Annotated in this window: 18 protein-coding genes; 17 read left to right on the top strand and 1 reads right to left on the bottom strand. The window is 43.5% G+C overall.

Annotation, left to right across the window (positions count from 1 at the left end; all coding sequences use genetic code 11):
- Positions 1–14 precede the first annotated feature (14 nt).
- Positions 15–1,004 (top strand): signal recognition particle-docking protein FtsY, encoded by a 990-nt coding sequence (gene ftsY, locus AC0DBE_RS06655; RefSeq protein WP_014113769.1) that lies wholly within the window; start codon positions 15–17, stop codon positions 1,002–1,004.
- A 37-nt stretch (positions 1,005–1,041) separates the two neighbouring features.
- On the opposite strand, the gene AC0DBE_RS06650 is transcribed toward ftsY, so the two are convergent.
- Positions 1,042–1,527, bottom strand: coding sequence for an Ig-like domain-containing protein (locus AC0DBE_RS06650; RefSeq protein WP_014113770.1), 486 nt, complete (start codon positions 1,525–1,527; stop codon positions 1,042–1,044).
- Positions 1,528–1,706: 179 nt separating this feature from the next.
- Here AC0DBE_RS06650 and AC0DBE_RS06645 point away from each other — a divergent pair, with 179 nt between their 5' ends.
- From AC0DBE_RS06645 to topA, 16 genes are all read left to right on the top strand, one after another.
- Positions 1,707–2,039: a putative DNA-binding protein gene (locus AC0DBE_RS06645; RefSeq protein ID WP_003238590.1), complete on the top strand. Its 333-nt coding sequence runs from the start codon at positions 1,707–1,709 to the stop codon at positions 2,037–2,039.
- 13 nt (positions 2,040–2,052) lie between these two features.
- Positions 2,053–3,393 (top strand): signal recognition particle protein, encoded by a 1,341-nt coding sequence (gene ffh / locus AC0DBE_RS06640; protein ID WP_014113771.1) that lies wholly within the window; start codon positions 2,053–2,055, stop codon positions 3,391–3,393.
- 105 nt (positions 3,394–3,498) lie between these two features.
- Complete coding sequence (rpsP, locus tag AC0DBE_RS06635; protein WP_003220815.1) at positions 3,499–3,771, top strand: 30S ribosomal protein S16; 273 nt, start codon at positions 3,499–3,501, stop codon at positions 3,769–3,771.
- On the top strand, positions 3,771–4,016 hold the full coding sequence (locus AC0DBE_RS06630) for a KH domain-containing protein (protein ID WP_003220817.1): 246 nt from the start codon (positions 3,771–3,773) through the stop codon (positions 4,014–4,016). Before rpsP ends, AC0DBE_RS06630 begins: the two co-directional genes overlap by 1 nt.
- Positions 4,017–4,137: 121 nt before the next feature.
- Positions 4,138–4,524 (top strand): YlqD family protein, encoded by a 387-nt coding sequence (locus AC0DBE_RS06625; RefSeq protein ID WP_014113772.1) that lies wholly within the window; start codon positions 4,138–4,140, stop codon positions 4,522–4,524.
- A gap of 4 nt (positions 4,525–4,528) precedes the next feature.
- A complete protein-coding gene (gene rimM, locus AC0DBE_RS06620) occupies positions 4,529–5,053 on the top strand; it encodes a ribosome maturation factor RimM (RefSeq protein WP_014113773.1) in 525 nt (174 codons plus the stop codon).
- On the top strand, positions 5,050–5,781 hold the full coding sequence (gene trmD / locus AC0DBE_RS06615; protein ID WP_014113774.1) for a tRNA (guanosine(37)-N1)-methyltransferase TrmD: 732 nt from the start codon (positions 5,050–5,052) through the stop codon (positions 5,779–5,781). The genes rimM and trmD overlap by 4 nt, the downstream gene beginning before the upstream one ends.
- A gap of 139 nt (positions 5,782–5,920) precedes the next feature.
- On the top strand, positions 5,921–6,268 hold the full coding sequence (rplS, locus tag AC0DBE_RS06610) for a 50S ribosomal protein L19 (RefSeq protein ID WP_003220825.1): 348 nt from the start codon (positions 5,921–5,923) through the stop codon (positions 6,266–6,268).
- 144 nt (positions 6,269–6,412) lie between these two features.
- Positions 6,413–7,261 (top strand): ribosome biogenesis GTPase YlqF, encoded by an 849-nt coding sequence (ylqF, locus tag AC0DBE_RS06605; RefSeq protein ID WP_009967235.1) that lies wholly within the window; start codon positions 6,413–6,415, stop codon positions 7,259–7,261.
- 70 nt (positions 7,262–7,331) lie between these two features.
- Positions 7,332–8,099 (top strand): ribonuclease HII, encoded by a 768-nt coding sequence (gene rnhB / locus AC0DBE_RS06600; RefSeq protein WP_053407021.1) that lies wholly within the window; start codon positions 7,332–7,334, stop codon positions 8,097–8,099.
- A 29-nt stretch (positions 8,100–8,128) separates the two neighbouring features.
- On the top strand, positions 8,129–9,856 hold the full coding sequence (locus AC0DBE_RS06595; RefSeq protein WP_472961522.1) for a hypothetical protein: 1,728 nt from the start codon (positions 8,129–8,131) through the stop codon (positions 9,854–9,856).
- Complete coding sequence (locus tag AC0DBE_RS06590) at positions 9,853–10,134, top strand: FlhB-like flagellar biosynthesis protein (RefSeq protein WP_014113777.1); 282 nt, start codon at positions 9,853–9,855, stop codon at positions 10,132–10,134. Before AC0DBE_RS06595 ends, AC0DBE_RS06590 begins: the two co-directional genes overlap by 4 nt.
- A gap of 173 nt (positions 10,135–10,307) precedes the next feature.
- The gene (gene sucC, locus AC0DBE_RS06585) at positions 10,308–11,465 is read left to right on the top strand and encodes an ADP-forming succinate--CoA ligase subunit beta (RefSeq protein ID WP_019714397.1); all 1,158 of its coding nucleotides are present in this window, start codon (positions 10,308–10,310) and stop codon (positions 11,463–11,465) included.
- A 28-nt stretch (positions 11,466–11,493) separates the two neighbouring features.
- Positions 11,494–12,396: a succinate--CoA ligase subunit alpha gene (gene sucD / locus AC0DBE_RS06580; protein WP_003238566.1), complete on the top strand. Its 903-nt coding sequence runs from the start codon at positions 11,494–11,496 to the stop codon at positions 12,394–12,396.
- A gap of 60 nt (positions 12,397–12,456) precedes the next feature.
- On the top strand, positions 12,457–13,350 hold the full coding sequence (gene dprA, locus AC0DBE_RS06575; protein WP_061187457.1) for a DNA-processing protein DprA: 894 nt from the start codon (positions 12,457–12,459) through the stop codon (positions 13,348–13,350).
- 186 nt (positions 13,351–13,536) lie between these two features.
- Complete coding sequence (gene topA / locus AC0DBE_RS06570; RefSeq protein WP_014113782.1) at positions 13,537–15,612, top strand: type I DNA topoisomerase; 2,076 nt, start codon at positions 13,537–13,539, stop codon at positions 15,610–15,612.
- The last annotated feature ends 40 nt before the right edge of the window (positions 15,613–15,652 follow it).

The raw sequence follows: 15,652 nt of genomic DNA, 5'->3' as shown, positions 1-15,652 counted from the left end.
AAAGAGGTTAAAAGATGAGCTTTTTTAAAAAATTAAAAGAGAAAATCACCAAACAGACAGATTCCGTATCTGAAAAGTTTAAGGATGGCCTTGAAAAAACAAGAAACTCCTTTCAAAACAAAGTGAATGATCTTGTATCCCGTTACCGTAAAGTGGATGAGGATTTCTTCGAAGAGCTAGAAGAGGTTCTCATCAGCGCGGATGTCGGTTTTACAACCGTTATGGAATTAATAGATGAGCTAAAAAAAGAAGTGAAACGCAGAAATATTCAAGATCCGATGGAAGTCCAATCTGTTATTTCTGAGAAACTGGTCGAGATTTATAACAGCGGAGATGAGCAAATTTCTGAGTTGAACATAGAGGATGGGCGTTTAAATGTAATCCTTCTGGTAGGTGTAAATGGAGTCGGCAAAACGACAACAATCGGAAAGCTTGCCCATAAACTGAAGCAAGAAGGAAAATCTGTTGTACTTGCTGCTGGAGACACATTTAGAGCAGGAGCCATTGAACAGCTGGAAGTATGGGGAGAGCGTACGGGAGTGCCAGTCATTAAGCAGACGGCCGGAAGCGATCCTGCGGCTGTCATCTACGATGCTGTACATGCTGCGAAAGCAAGAAATGCCGATGTATTAATCTGTGATACGGCAGGGCGTCTCCAAAACAAAGTAAACCTGATGAAAGAGCTTGAAAAAGTGAAGCGCGTCATCGAAAGAGAAGTGCCTGAAGCGCCGCATGAGGTACTGCTTGCCCTTGATGCCACAACTGGCCAAAATGCAATGGCTCAGGCAAAAGAGTTCTCTAAAGCAACAAATGTTACCGGCATTGCATTAACAAAGCTTGACGGTACGGCTAAAGGCGGTATCGTCCTCGCGATCCGCAACGAGCTTCAAATCCCGGTTAAACTAGTCGGGTTAGGTGAAAAAGTTGATGATCTCCAGGAATTTGATCCTGAATCGTATGTGTACGGACTCTTTTCAGATTTAGTGGAAAAAGCCGACGATTAAGAAAAAGGCCCTCACATTTTGGGGCCTTTTTCTTTTTTTATCTTCTCACTTGATAGGCGAAATGATAAAGGCTATTATCAGTGGATACCAGTCTTGAATCTCCTGAATAAACTCTGAATGGGATGATGTCATAGTAATGGACGGAAACAGATGTGTAATATGTGTAGTACCCAGCAGCTGGCCCCAAATACATTGGAACTTCAAACGCTCCGTTTCCATCGGTTGTTCCTGATGCTGTTTGTGTTGTATTTCCGACTTTCGTATCTGCTTCAAATCGTACTGGAGCGTTCGGCACCGGCTGCCCGTTTTGGTCGAGTAATTTGCCGCTTATTGTAATATTGTACTTGACTCGCCAAAATTGACCTTGGCCGTAATTGATTTTACCGTAAACCCCTCCATCTGTGCTGATATTTGTGATCGAAGCCTTATAAGGCGCCTCAGCAGCGTCTGCTTGATGTACCGGGACAAGGATTGTAAACACGGCTGCCAAGCACAACATAAACAAAAAACTGATTTTTTTCATAAAAAATCCTCCTTTAAAATAGGGATCATATACAATATCGGAATAAGTTGGATTGTATTTAGCTTATTTTGGAAAAAGGTAATCACTGCTTTGACAAGATAAAAACTTGACAGTCTCAATAAAACCGTGTAAACTAAGTTATCGTAAAGGGATTTGACTTAACAAAGGGGAGAGCTCAAATGTCACTCGAAAAGACAACGAGAATGAACTATCTGTTTGATTTTTATCAGTCGTTGTTGACTTCAAAACAGAAGAGCTATATGTCGCTTTATTATTTGGACGATTTCTCCCTAGGCGAAATAGCCGAAGAATATGAGGTTTCAAGACAAGCTGTTTATGATAACATCAAACGAACAGAAGCGATGCTTGAACAATATGAAGAAAAGCTGCTCCTTTTGAAAAAGTTTCAGGAGCGTAAAGAGATGTTTAATAAGCTGAAGGAGCTTGCTTCCGGTTCAAAAGAAGAGGAAGAAATTACAGCTCTGATTGAAGCGCTTGAGAAATTAGATTAGGAGGCGGCAAACTATGGCATTTGAAGGATTAGCCGACCGACTGCAGCAGACGATTTCTAAAATCCGCGGAAAAGGGAAAGTCAGCGAACAAGATGTAAAAGATATGATGCGTGAGGTTCGTCTTGCGTTGCTTGAGGCTGACGTTAACTTTAAAGTAGTCAAGGATTTTGTCAAAAAAGTAAGTGAACGCGCTGTAGGCCAAGACGTCATGAAAAGTCTGACGCCCGGCCAGCAGGTCATTAAAGTTGTTAAAGAGGAACTGACTGAGCTGATGGGCGGCGAAGAGAGCAAAATCGCCGTCGCAAAAAGGCCGCCGACTGTTATTATGATGGTCGGTCTCCAAGGTGCCGGTAAAACGACAACAAGCGGTAAGCTTGCGAATCTGCTGCGCAAAAAGCATAATCGCAAACCGATGCTGGTTGCTGCCGATATTTACCGCCCAGCCGCAATTAAACAGCTGGAAACGCTCGGCAAACAGCTTGACATGCCTGTTTTCTCTCTTGGTGATCAGGTCAGCCCTGTAGAAATAGCTAAACAGGCTATTGAAAAAGCCAAGGAAGAACATTATGACTATGTCATTTTGGATACGGCGGGCCGCTTGCATATTGACCATGAACTGATGGATGAACTGACCAACGTGAAAGAAATCGCCAATCCGGAAGAAATCTTCCTGGTCGTCGATTCAATGACCGGTCAGGACGCTGTAAATGTTGCCAAAAGCTTTAATGAACAGCTCGGTTTAACCGGTGTTGTGTTAACTAAGCTTGATGGAGACACACGCGGTGGTGCAGCGCTTTCTATTCGCGCAGTCACAAACACGCCGATTAAGTTCGCTGGTTTAGGCGAAAAGCTTGACGCATTAGAACCGTTCCATCCTGAACGCATGGCATCAAGGATTCTCGGCATGGGCGACGTGCTGACATTGATTGAAAAAGCACAGGCCAGCGTTGATGAAGACAAAGCCAAAGAGCTGGAACAAAAAATGAGAACAATGAGCTTCACATTGGACGATTTTCTGGAGCAGCTCGGGCAGGTCAGAAACATGGGGCCGCTTGATGAGCTTCTGCAAATGATGCCGGGTGCAGGTAAAATGAAAGGCCTGAAAAACATCCAAGTTGATGAAAAGCAGCTGAATCATGTGGAAGCAATCATCAAATCAATGACTGTTCTTGAAAAAGAACAGCCGGATATCATCAATGCCAGCCGGCGGAAGCGGATTGCGAAAGGAAGCGGGACATCCGTGCAGGAAGTCAACCGTCTGCTTAAGCAGTTTGACGAAATGAAAAAAATGATGAAGCAGATGACAAACATGTCAAAAGGTAAGAAAAAAGGGTTTAAGCTACCTTTTATGTAATCGGTTATACATGATAAAACCGTTGTTAAGAAAAAACACTTTACAAACACTTTTATCATTGTTAATATACTATCTTGTTGAAATATTTTCGGAGGTGCTAGTAAAATGGCAGTAAAAATTCGTTTAAAACGTATGGGAGCAAAAAAATCTCCTTTCTATCGTATTGTTGTAGCAGATTCTCGTTCACCACGTGACGGCCGTTTCATCGAAACAGTCGGAACTTACAACCCGGTTGCAAAACCAGCGGAAGTAAAAATCGACGAAGAGCTTGCTCTTAAATGGCTTCAAACTGGAGCGAAACCATCTGATACAGTTCGCAACTTGTTCTCTAGCCAAGGAATCATGGAAAAATTCCACAACGCTAAACAAGGCAAGTAATGACTGATCAACACTTGGAAGATTTGATTGTCCGAATTGTGACGCCGCTTGTTGATCATCCAGATGACATTCGCGTCATAAGAGAAGAAACCGATCAAAAGATTGCGCTGCGCTTATCTGTCCATAAGTCAGATACCGGTAAAGTTATCGGAAAGCAAGGCCGGACTGCAAAAGCGATTCGAACAGCTGTATTTGCAGCTGGCGCACAGTCTTCTAAGAAAGTTCAATTTGAGATATTTGACTAAAAGGGAGAGGGCCGGCACCTCCCCTTTTTTTACACGCAAAAAAAGGGTAAACTGATAGAAGCTTAGGCAAAATAGAAAAGCCCTGAGCCAAAAAAGTTTTAAAAGCGGGGAGCTTGGTGCGATGCAAATTATTCACCGTGTAGCCGTTATGCAAGTCTTAACCGAGCGCAGCAAAGAAAAGCTTTTAGCTTCTTTTGCCGAAAAGAAACAAATGCTTGAACGAGAATGCAGCCAGCTCTATTTTCAGCTTAGAAAACATGAGAAAGAACAGCAAAACCCAGATATGATTGAACAATTTAAAAAGGCAATAGAAAAGCGAAAAGATAACATAAAAATAATCGATTTTCAAATTGCTCAAGTACATACATTGCCGCTTGGCAGTGAGATGAAAGAAAAGGAAGTCGATGCGCTGCTGACGATTGAAGCCGGGGATGACTGGCATGAGAAAACAGCAGCAAACACCATCGTCATAAAAGACGGAAAAGTAATTGAAATTCGCCAGAGGTGATCATATGACAAAGCGATGGTTTAATGTAGGTAAAATCGTAAATACCCACGGAATTAAAGGCGAAGTGCGGGTGATTTCGAAAACAGATTTTGCCGAAGAACGGTATAAGCCGGGCAACACGCTGTATTTGTTTATGGACGGACGTAACGAGCCAGTGGAAGTAACAGTAAACACGCACAGACTGCATAAGCAATTTCATCTGCTGCAGTTTAAAGAAAGACAAGGCCTGAATGAAGTAGAGGAACTGAAAAACGCAATCATTAAAGTGCCTGAAGAAGATTTAGGAGAGCTGAATGAGGGAGAATTTTATTTCCACGAAATCATTGGGTGCGAAGTATTTACCGAAGGCGGCGAACTCATTGGAAAGATTAAGGAAATTTTGACGCCTGGAGCTAATGACGTTTGGGTTATCGGGCGAAAAGGGAAAAAAGACGCGCTGATTCCTTACATTGAATCAGTGGTCAAACATATCGATGTCAGCGAAAAGAAAATTGAGATTGAACTCATGGAAGGATTAATAGACGAATGAAAATCGACTTTTTGACGCTGTTTCCCGAAATGTTCGAAGGTGTGCTCGGTTCATCGATTCTTCAAAAAGCCCAGGACAAAGATGCGGTACAGTTTCAGGTCGTAAATTTCCGGGAGTATTCTGATAACAAGCACAATACTGTTGATGATTATCCTTATGGCGGCGGCGCAGGCATGGTTCTCAAGCCTCAGCCTGTTTTTGACGCGGTCGAGGACCTGACATCAAAGGCAGCTGCTGCTCCGCGTATTATCCTCGTCTGTCCGCAAGGTGAGCGTTTTACCCAAAAAAAAGCAGAACAATTAGCGAAGGAAGAGCATTTGCTGTTTATTTGCGGCCACTATGAAGGTTATGATGAACGCATTCGTGAGCATCTGGTGACAGATGAAATATCCATTGGCGATTTTGTTCTGACGGGCGGTGAGCTTCCTGCAATGATGATTGCAGACAGTGTGGTCAGACTGCTTCCGGGTGTGCTGGGCAAAGAAGCTTCCCATATTGAGGATTCATTCAGCACCGGCCTTTTAGAACACCCGCATTATACAAGACCGGCAGATTACAAAGGTTTAAAAGTGCCTGAAACACTCCTGTCAGGAAACCATGCAAAAATCAAAGAATGGCGGAATAAAGAATCGATTAGAAGGACCTATGTAAGACGTCCGGATCTTTTGAAAGACTACCCGCTTACAGAGCAGCAAAGAAAATGGATTTCTGAATGGGAAAAAGAATAGATTTTATTGCATAGGCTATGAAATTGTGATAAGATACTACTTGTGGCTTAAGCGGGCTTATCCGCTGCAAGCTTGAAAACGATGTTCCGCTGTGCCGGGTTTTGTGGCCAAGAGCATCTGTTGGAAGGAGTTGAAAACGATGCAAAAACTAATTGAAGATATCACAAAAGAACAGCTTCGTACTGATCTTCCTGCGTTCCGTCCTGGTGACACTTTACGTGTACACGTTAAAGTTGTTGAGGGTAACCGTGAGCGTATCCAGATCTTTGAAGGTGTTGTGATTAAGCGTCGTGGTGGTGGAATCAGCGAAACGTTCACAGTTCGTAAGATTTCTTACGGTGTTGGCGTTGAACGTACTTTCCCTGTACACACACCAAAAATCGCGAAAATCGAAGTTGTACGTTACGGTAAAGTACGCCGTGCTAAGCTTTACTACCTGCGTGAACTTCGCGGAAAAGCGGCTCGTATTAAAGAGATCAGACGATAATAATAACGAACGAAAAGAGCTTGTTACCTGTAACAAGCTCTTTTTTTATACAGAATTTGAAAATGCCGGACAGGCATCGTAAAATACATAAAGGACAACAAAGAATCATACATACTGAAGAGATAAAGGCGGTGTTCGTGTCACATGACAATTCAATGGTTCCCGGGCCATATGGCAAAGGCAAGAAGGGAAGTAACCGAAAAATTAAAATTAATCGATATAGTATATGAATTGGTAGATGCCAGAATTCCAATGTCGTCAAGAAACCCAATGATTGAAGATATTCTAAAAAATAAGCCGCGAATTATGCTGTTAAACAAGGCGGACAAAGCAGATGCGGCAGTTACACAGCAGTGGAAAGAGCACTTTGAGAACCAGGGGATCCGCTCCTTGTCCATTAATTCTGTGAACGGACAAGGCTTAAATCAAATTGTGCCGGCATCAAAAGAGATCCTTCAAGAAAAATTTGACCGGATGAGGGCAAAAGGTGTGAAGCCGAGAGCAATTCGCGCTTTGATTATCGGCATTCCAAACGTCGGAAAATCAACGCTTATCAACCGGCTGGCAAAGAAAAATATAGCAAAAACAGGAGACAGACCTGGTATTACGACATCTCAGCAGTGGGTCAAAGTCGGGAAAGAATTAGAACTATTAGATACACCGGGGATTTTATGGCCTAAATTTGAGGATGAGCTTGTCGGCTTGAGGCTGGCCGTCACCGGGGCTATTAAAGACTCGATTATCAATCTGCAGGACGTGGCTGTGTTTGGTCTTCGTTTTCTCGAAGAACACTATCCTGAACGGCTGAAAGAGCGTTACGGCCTTGATGAGATCCCAGAGGACATTGCAGAGCTGTTTGATGCAATAGGTGAAAAGCGCGGCTGTCTCATGAGCGGAGGGCTCATTAACTACGATAAGACGACTGAAGTCATTATTCGCGATATCCGCACTGAAAAGTTCGGCAGGCTGTCATTTGAACAGCCGACTATGTAAAGGCGCGCAGAAATGCGGGTCTTTATTTTTTCGTGACCGAACCGATACATAAAGTAAGGGAGAAGAGAAAGTGAATACATTAACCGTAAAGGACATTAAAGACCGTTTGCAGGAAGTGAAAGATGAACAAGACCCATTTCTTGCCCAATGCGAAAAAGACCCGAGAAAAAGCGTTCAAACGCTTGTAGAGCAATGGCTTAAAAAGCAGGCGAAAGAAAAAGCGCTGAAAGAACAATGGGAGAATATGACTTCCTATGAAAGACTGGCAAGAAACAAAGGATTTCGTTTGATTGCAGGTGTCGACGAGGTCGGCCGGGGGCCATTGGCAGGACCCGTTGTCGCCAGCGCAGTCATCCTTCCAGAGGAATGTGAAATACTTGGGCTGACAGACTCCAAAAAGCTCTCAGAGAAAAAGCGTGACGAATATTACGAGCTTATTATGAAAGAAGCACTGGCGGTCGGAACAGGAATTGTAGAAGCCTCTGTCATTGATGAAATCAATATATATGAAGCTTCAAAGATGGCAATGGTGAAAGCGATACACGATTTGTCAGATACACCTGATTATTTGCTTGTTGACGCAATGACGCTACCGGTCGGCATAGACCAGTCGTCAATTATAAAAGGCGATGCTAAAAGCGTGTCTATTGCGGCAGGTGCGTGTATCGCGAAAGTGACGAGAGACCGGATGATGAGCGCTTATGCCGAAACATACCCCATGTACGGCTTTGAAAAAAATAAAGGCTATGGGACAAAAGAGCATCTCGAAGCTCTCGCCGCATACGGCCCAACTGAATTGCACCGTAAAACTTTCGCTCCTGTTCAATCTTTCAGATAAACCAATGGACAAGGAGGCACCTCTTTTACATGAATATACGAAATGATGTGCAAAAGGCGCTACAGCACCTTTTTGGAAATACAGCAGTCCCGCAGGAAACATCAAATGTCAGCGAAGCGCTAAACGGGGAGAAGCGTCTCCTTTTAGGAAAAGTGCTTCGTTTATTAGGAGATCAGCATGCGCTGATTCAAGTCGGCAATCAAACTGTCCAGGGAAAACTTGAAGCTCAGCTTCGTCCTCAGGCGTACTATTGGTTTTCCTACGAAAAAACAACAGCAGAACAAGGCCGTCTTCAGGTCGTTCAAAGCTTTGACCAAAATCCCAAATCCATTCAGGATGCAGCTGGCAAGCTTTTAAATGCCATTTCAGTAAAACCTTCAAACGCCGCTCTGATGATGACAGGAGCGATGCTGAAGAGCAAAACACCCGTAACAGAAAATGATATCAAAACAGCTGTCCGCTGGATGGAGACACTGCCTGCGCCAGATACAAAAAAAGCGATTGAAACCGTTCTGTTCGCTTTAAAGCGTGAGCTTCCCATTCACCCCGAAGTTTTGAGCGGTGTTAACGCTGTGAAATCGCCTGTTCCGCTGCATCAGCACGTATCCCGGCTGCTTCGGGCAATCAACCAAAACCCTCAGCAGAGCCAAATGACGGCAAAGCTAAAAGCAGCAGTTGCGGCACTTTTTAATAGTGAAATTGATGTCCATGCAGAACGTCTGATTGATAAGCTTATCTCTCTAACGGATAAGACCAAAGCACCTTCTTCAGGCCATACAGCTGGAAACATGGAGCTTAGCGCACGATCTGGTTCCCCCGGAAAGGCCGGCTTATCGCCCGTAAATGACACAGCGGAACAGAGAAGCATACAAGGAGAGCTTGTCAAAACAGCAGCAGACATTCCCATCAAAGAAGCCCGCCAGCTGCTGACAAAGCTGACGGAATCTGCTGAAAAAAACAGTCTTCACATTATGAAAGAAGCAGCAAATTGGATTAAAGCGGCTGCTTCATCGGGTGATAGTAACTCACCTGCAACTTCAACTGTTTTTCAGGCGTCACAAGTCACAGATCAGGAAGCCGAAATCTTTTTAAAGGCTGTTCAGCAGACAGTACCTAATTTGGCGGATAAGGCAGATGTTCTTTCTTTCTTATCCAAAGTAAAAACGGCAATCGGCGCAAGGGACGAGCTTGCATTCATTAAAGCGTTAGAACAAGGAAGCGCAGTCACACCTGACGAAATACAATCCATCAAGCTGGCTCTTCATGCCGCAAGATCGTCGCATGAGGTAGCTGAACCTGTCAAACAGGAAGCCGATCAGCTTTTTCATAAATTAAACGGGCAGCTTTTCATGCAGCAGGACCATCCGTCATACAGCCAAATTGTAATGTCATTTCCGCTGTTTTCGAAGTCAGGGGTTCAGGACATGACTGTTCTGTTTAAAGGAAAGAAGGAAGCAGATGGAAAGCTTGATCCTTCTCATTGCCGCCTTTTATTTTTGCTGCAGCTGGATACGTTAAAAGAAACTGTCGTTGATTGTTTGATACAGCAAAAAGTCATGACCATTACAATTGAGACTGATTTCGAGCTTCAGGCTGCCATCGATCCGATGGTGCCCGCACTTAAACAGGGTCTGAAGGACATGGGATACAGCCTTTCAGGGGTAAACGCTAAAAAAAGGATTCACTCCGAAGAGAAGGCTACAATCGATCAATATGTAACAAGCATCAGTGACCAGGAAGTGGACGTGAAAGTATGAAAGAGCAGACGCCGATCAGAAAAGCTGTGGCTCTCCATTATAACGAACAAAAAGACAAGGCGCCGAAAGTGATTGCGACAGGAAAGGGCCATGTAGCCGACAACATTATCAAAGAAGCGAAAAAGGCAGGGGTCCCGATTCAAGAAGATCGGACCCTTGTCGAATTAATGCGCCATTTGACTGTAGATGATCAAATCCCGGAAGCTCTTTATGAAACAGTAGCCGAGATTTTTTCGTTCATTTACAGATTGGACGAAAGTGTAAAAAATAAAAAATAGCTAAAATATTCCCCATCCTCCGTTTGAAATTTATGTTTTTAATAAAATAAAAGTTTGAATGTTTAGAAGGATTTAAAGATTTTGCATCGAACTCTAGACAATTCTTCCAGTATTATTATAGAATGAAAGCGCAGTCTATTTTAGTTTTGTTACATAAGTTAGGAGGATGGGAAATGAATATCCATGAGTACCAGGGAAAAGAAGTCCTCAGAAAATATGGGGTATCTGTTCCTGAAGGTAAAGTGGCTTTTACAGCAGAAGAAGCAGTTGAGAAAGCAAAGAACTTATCCAGCTCGGTTTATGTCGTAAAGGCTCAAATTCATGCTGGCGGTCGAGGCAAAGCTGGTGGGGTAAAAATAGCAAAATCGTTAGACGAAGTGAAAGCGTATGCCGAAGAACTCTTAGGGAAGACCCTAGTTACACATCAGACGGGTCCGGACGGCCAAGTAATAAAACGCTTACTTATTGAAGAAGGCTGCGATATTAAAAAAGAATACTACGTGGGGCTTGTGCTTGACCGCGCCACTTCTAGAATCGTTCTTATGGCTTCTGAAGAAGGCGGAACGGAAATTGAAGAAGTAGCGGAGAAAACACCGGAAAAAATCAAGAAAGCTGTCATTGATCCGGCTGTCGGCCTCCAAGGCTATCAAGCTAGAGAAATCGCATTCGCTATTAATATTCCAAAGGAGCTTGTGGGAAAAGCTGCTAAATTTATGCTTGGACTATACAAAGCATTTGTTGAGAAAGACTGCTCAATCGCCGAAATCAATCCGCTCGTTGTTACTGGCGACGGAAATGTGATGGCGCTTGATGCGAAATTGAATTTCGACAGCAACGCGTTGTACAGACAAAAGGACATTATGGAATACAGAGATTTGGATGAAGAAGATCCGAAAGAAATCGAAGCGTCCAAATATGACTTAAGCTACATTTCTCTTGATGGAAATATCGGCTGTATGGTAAACGGCGCGGGACTTGCAATGTCCACAATGGATATTATCAAGCATTATGGAGGAGAACCCGCCAACTTCCTTGATGTGGGCGGCGGTGCAACCGCAGAAAAAGTCACGGAAGCATTTAAAATCATTCTTTCTGATCAAAACGTTAAAGGGATTTTTGTCAACATTTTCGGCGGCATTATGAAATGTGATGTCATCGCAGAAGGGGTTGTTGAAGCGACAAGACAAGTCGGTTTGACATTGCCGCTTGTCGTCCGTCTTGAAGGCACAAACGTGGATCTAGGGAAGAAAATCCTTAGTGAATCAGGATTAAATATTACATCTGCGGAATCAATGGCTGACGGCGCGCAGAAAATCGTATCCTTAGTTTAGGAAAGAATGAAAGGCAGGGGACCAGATAATGAGTGTTTTTATTAATAAAGATACAAGAGTTATTGTGCAAGGGATTACAGGTTCTACCGCTTTATTTCATACGAAGCAGATGCTCGAATACGGCACAAATATCGTAGGCGGTGTAACACCTGGAAAAGGCGGAACTGAAGCGGAAGGTGTTCCTGTATTTAATACAGTGGCTGAAGCAGTTCAAACGACTGGCGCTAACGCGTCTGTTATATATGTGCCGGCACCGTTTGCAGCTGATGCCATTATGGAAGCGGTAGATGCGGAGCTTGATCTCGTGATTTGTATCACGGAGCATATTCCGGTTTTGGATATGGTAAAGGTCAAACGCTTCATGGAAGGCAAGAAAACGAGACTGATAGGGCCAAACTGCCCTGGTGTCATCACGCCTGAAGAATGTAAAATCGGCATTATGCCTGGATATATCCATAAAAAGGGTCATGTAGGCGTTGTATCGCGTTCAGGAACATTAACATACGAAGCGGTGCACCAGCTGTCAGAAGCGGGTGTAGGACAATCTACAGCTGTTGGAATCGGCGGCGATCCTGTAAATGGAACAAACTTTATTGATGTTTTAAAAGCGTTTAACGAAGATCCTGACACACACGCTGTCATCATGATTGGCGAAATCGGCGGTACTGCCGAAGAGGAAGCGGCAGAGTGGGTAAAAGCCAACATGACAAAACCGGTAGTCGGTTTTATCGGCGGGAAAACAGCACCTCCAGGGAAGCGCATGGGGCATGCAGGCGCCATTATTTCCGGTGGAAAAGGGACAGCTGATGAAAAAATCAAAACGCTTAATGCATGCGGAATCGAAGTTGCAGAGACACCTTCTGTAATGGGTGAAACCTTAATTAAGGTGCTGAAAGAGAAGAACTTGTTCGAAACTTGCAAAACGCATTAATAAAGAAGGGACAGCCGTCAAGGCTGTTCCTGCTTTTTCTGTCAAAAGGAGGTCAATATATTGGATCAGGCCGCTGCCTGTTTAATGATTTGCAGAATCAATCAATTATTATCCCCATCCCTTCTATTAAAATGGTGGAAAGCTGATCCGTCTATGTCGCTGACGTCACCCGTGTTAGAAACTGTTACTCGAGGTAAAATAAAGGCAGCTGCATTAAAAAATAAAATAGAAGAACAATATCCAAAGCTTCAGCGTGTACTTGCTGCTTACCATGAGCAAGGAATTAACCCCATCCCGATTTCTTCAAAGCAATATCCTTTCTGGCTGAAAACCATTTATGATCCCCCCGCTGTCCTGTTTGCAAAGGGTGATATGACCCTTCTTTCTAAAGGGAGGAAAATTGGAATTGTAGGGACAAGAAATCCAACAGCTTATGGGATACAAATTGTCAATCATCTTACAGAAGAGCTCTGCCGTAAAAATTGGGTGATTGTCAGCGGACTGGCGTCTGGGATAGACGGAATGTCCCATGCTGCAAGTATTAAGGCGAAGGGGCGGACAATCGGCGTCATTGCAGGCGGATTTCAACACATATATCCCCGGGAAAACCTTCAGTTAGCAGATCATATGGCTAAACACCATATCCTTCTGTCAGAGCACCCACCTGAAACCAAACCCCAAAAATGGCATTTCCCTATGAGAAACCGTATTATCAGCGGATTAAGTGAAGGCGTTATTGTCGTGCAGGGCAAAGAAAAAAGTGGTTCGCTGATTACTGCATATCAAGCACTGGAACAAGGAAGAGAAGTATTTGCCGTACCCGGCTCATTATTTGATCCTTACGCCGGAGGTCCTATAAAACTGATCCAGCAGGGGGCTAAAGCTATATGGTCAGCAGAGGATATTTTCGAGGAGCTTCCTGAGAGAAACGTTCAATATACGGAACCCTTTTGAATTATCGTTTGACAAACGGTATTGTAATATTTAATAATAGTGAGGATTTAAAGTTGCATATTGTTTTCTATTTAAATAATGACGTTCATCATAAAGAATGAAATGTTGAAAGCCAAATAAAGACAGCTGCAAAAACAAAATTGAAATACTTGAAAAGAGAGAGAACACCTCTTGAGGGGGATGAAAATGTCTGATTATCTAGTCATCGTGGAATCGCCCGCTAAGGCGAAAACGATTGAACGTTACTTAGGTAAAAAATATAAAGTAAAAGCATCAATGGGACATGTCCGGGATCTTCCAAAAAGTCAAATGGGAGTTGACATAGAACAGAATTTTGAACCGAAATATATTACCATTCGAGGTAAAGGGCCGGTATTAAAAGAGCTGAAAACGGCTGCGAAAAAAGCCAAAAAAGTGTATCTCGCAGCCGACCCCGACAGAGAAGGGGAAGCGATTGCATGGCACTTGGCACACAGCCTTGATTTAGATCTTAATTCAGACTGCCGTGTGGTGTTTAATGAAATTACAAAAGACGCCATTAAGGAATCGTTTAAGCATCCTCGCATGATCAATATGGATTTAGTGGATGCACAGCAGGCGAGACGTATTTTAGACCGGCTTGTCGGATATAAAATCAGTCCTATCCTATGGAAAAAAGTCAAGAAAGGGCTTAGCGCAGGCCGCGTTCAATCCGTTGCCCTCCGTTTAATTATTGATCGCGAAAAAGAAATTAACGACTTTAAGCCGGAGGAATATTGGACAATTGACGGTACGTTTTTGAAAGGACAGGAAACGTTCGAAGCGAGCTTTTTCGGAAAAAACGGCAAAAAACTTCCTTTAAAAAGTGAAGCCGATGTAAAAGACATTCTTTCTCAGCTCAAAGGCAATAAATATACAGTTGAAAAAGTAACGAAAAAGGAACGCAAACGTAATCCAGCTTTGCCTTTTACCACTTCCACCCTGCAGCAGGAAGCGGCTCGCAAGCTCAATTTCAGAGCGAAGAAAACGATGATGATTGCACAGCAATTATATGAAGGAATTGATCTTGGAAGAGAAGGAACAGTCGGTCTGATCACGTATATGAGAACGGATTCAACCCGTATTTCAAATACGGCGGTGGACGAAGCTGCTGCATTTATTGATCAGGCATACGGCAAAGAGTTCTTAGGCGGCAAACGAAAGCCTGCGAAAAAGAATGAAAATGCTCAGGACGCTCACGAAGCAATTCGCCCGACATCAGTTCTCAGAAAACCAAGTGAATTAAAAGCAGTACTTGGCAGAGATCAAATGAGATTGTATAAATTAATTTGGGAGCGCTTTGTTGCCAGCCAAATGGCCCCTGCTGTTCTCGATACAATGAGTGTCGACCTGACAAACAATGGTTTGACATTTCGTGCAAATGGAAGTAAAGTCAAGTTTTCCGGGTTTATGAAGGTGTATGTTGAAGGAAAAGACGATCAAATGGAAGAAAAAGACCGGATGCTGCCTGACCTGCAAGAAGGCGACACGGTATTATCAAAAGATATAGAACCGGAGCAGCATTTTACCCAGCCGCCTCCGCGTTATACTGAGGCACGGCTCGTGAAAACTCTTGAAGAACTCGGTATCGGCCGTCCTTCCACATATGCTCCGACGCTTGATACCATTCAGCGGCGCGGCTACGTAGGACTGGATAATAAACGGTTTGTTCCCACAGAATTAGGGCAGATCGTGCTTGAGCTGATCATGGAATTTTTCCCTGAAATCATTAACGTTGAGTTTACGGCAAAAATGGAAAAAGACCTAGATAATGTTGAGGAAGGCAATATAGAATGGGTACAGATTATTGATAACTTCTATACCGATTTTGAAAAGCGCGTGAAAAAAGCCGAATCAGAAATGAAGGAAGTTGAAATTGAACCAGAATATGCCGGAGAAGATTGTGAATTGTGCAGTTCTCCAATGGTATATAAAATGGGCCGATACGGTAAATTCTTAGCTTGCTCCAACTTCCCGGACTGCCGGAACACAAAACCGATTGTGAAACAAATCGGTGTGAAGTGTCCGAGCTGCGGTGAAGGAAATATTGTTGAACGAAAATCGAAAAAGAAACGGGTTTTTTACGGCTGTGACCGTTATCCGGACTGTGAATTCGTTTCCTGGGACAAACCAATTGAACGAAAATGCCCGAAATGCGGAAAAATGCTCGTCGAGAAAAAACTCAAAAAAGGCATACAAGTCCAATGCGTGGAATGCGATTATAAGGAAGAACCACAGAAGTAGCGGTGAGCAGGGTCTTGCTCACCTTCTTTGTGTGTTAAAA

This window comes from Bacillus sp. VA15 (assembly GCF_055721145.1).
This window is presented reverse-complemented; position numbering and strand designations above follow the sequence as displayed.

Excerpts from the sequence above, each read along its gene's own strand:
- ftsY (WP_014113769.1), top strand. The coding sequence starts at position 15 with ATGAGCTTTTTTAAAAAATTAAAAGAGAAAATCACCAAACAGACAGAT.
- AC0DBE_RS06650 (WP_014113770.1), bottom strand. The coding sequence starts at position 1,527 with ATGAAAAAAATCAGTTTTTTGTTTATGTTGTGCTTGGCAGCCGTGTTT.
- AC0DBE_RS06645 (WP_003238590.1), top strand. The coding sequence starts at position 1,707 with ATGTCACTCGAAAAGACAACGAGAATGAACTATCTGTTTGATTTTTAT.
- ffh (WP_014113771.1), top strand. The coding sequence starts at position 2,053 with ATGGCATTTGAAGGATTAGCCGACCGACTGCAGCAGACGATTTCTAAA.
- rpsP (WP_003220815.1), top strand. The coding sequence starts at position 3,499 with ATGGCAGTAAAAATTCGTTTAAAACGTATGGGAGCAAAAAAATCTCCT.
- AC0DBE_RS06630 (WP_003220817.1), top strand. The coding sequence starts at position 3,771 with ATGACTGATCAACACTTGGAAGATTTGATTGTCCGAATTGTGACGCCG.
- AC0DBE_RS06625 (WP_014113772.1), top strand. The coding sequence starts at position 4,138 with ATGCAAATTATTCACCGTGTAGCCGTTATGCAAGTCTTAACCGAGCGC.
- rimM (WP_014113773.1), top strand. The coding sequence starts at position 4,529 with ATGACAAAGCGATGGTTTAATGTAGGTAAAATCGTAAATACCCACGGA.
- trmD (WP_014113774.1), top strand. The coding sequence starts at position 5,050 with ATGAAAATCGACTTTTTGACGCTGTTTCCCGAAATGTTCGAAGGTGTG.
- rplS (WP_003220825.1), top strand. The coding sequence starts at position 5,921 with ATGCAAAAACTAATTGAAGATATCACAAAAGAACAGCTTCGTACTGAT.
- ylqF (WP_009967235.1), top strand. The coding sequence starts at position 6,413 with ATGACAATTCAATGGTTCCCGGGCCATATGGCAAAGGCAAGAAGGGAA.
- AC0DBE_RS06595 (WP_472961522.1), top strand. The coding sequence starts at position 8,129 with ATGAATATACGAAATGATGTGCAAAAGGCGCTACAGCACCTTTTTGGA.
- AC0DBE_RS06590 (WP_014113777.1), top strand. The coding sequence starts at position 9,853 with ATGAAAGAGCAGACGCCGATCAGAAAAGCTGTGGCTCTCCATTATAAC.
- sucC (WP_019714397.1), top strand. The coding sequence starts at position 10,308 with ATGAATATCCATGAGTACCAGGGAAAAGAAGTCCTCAGAAAATATGGG.
- sucD (WP_003238566.1), top strand. The coding sequence starts at position 11,494 with ATGAGTGTTTTTATTAATAAAGATACAAGAGTTATTGTGCAAGGGATT.
- topA (WP_014113782.1), top strand. The coding sequence starts at position 13,537 with ATGTCTGATTATCTAGTCATCGTGGAATCGCCCGCTAAGGCGAAAACG.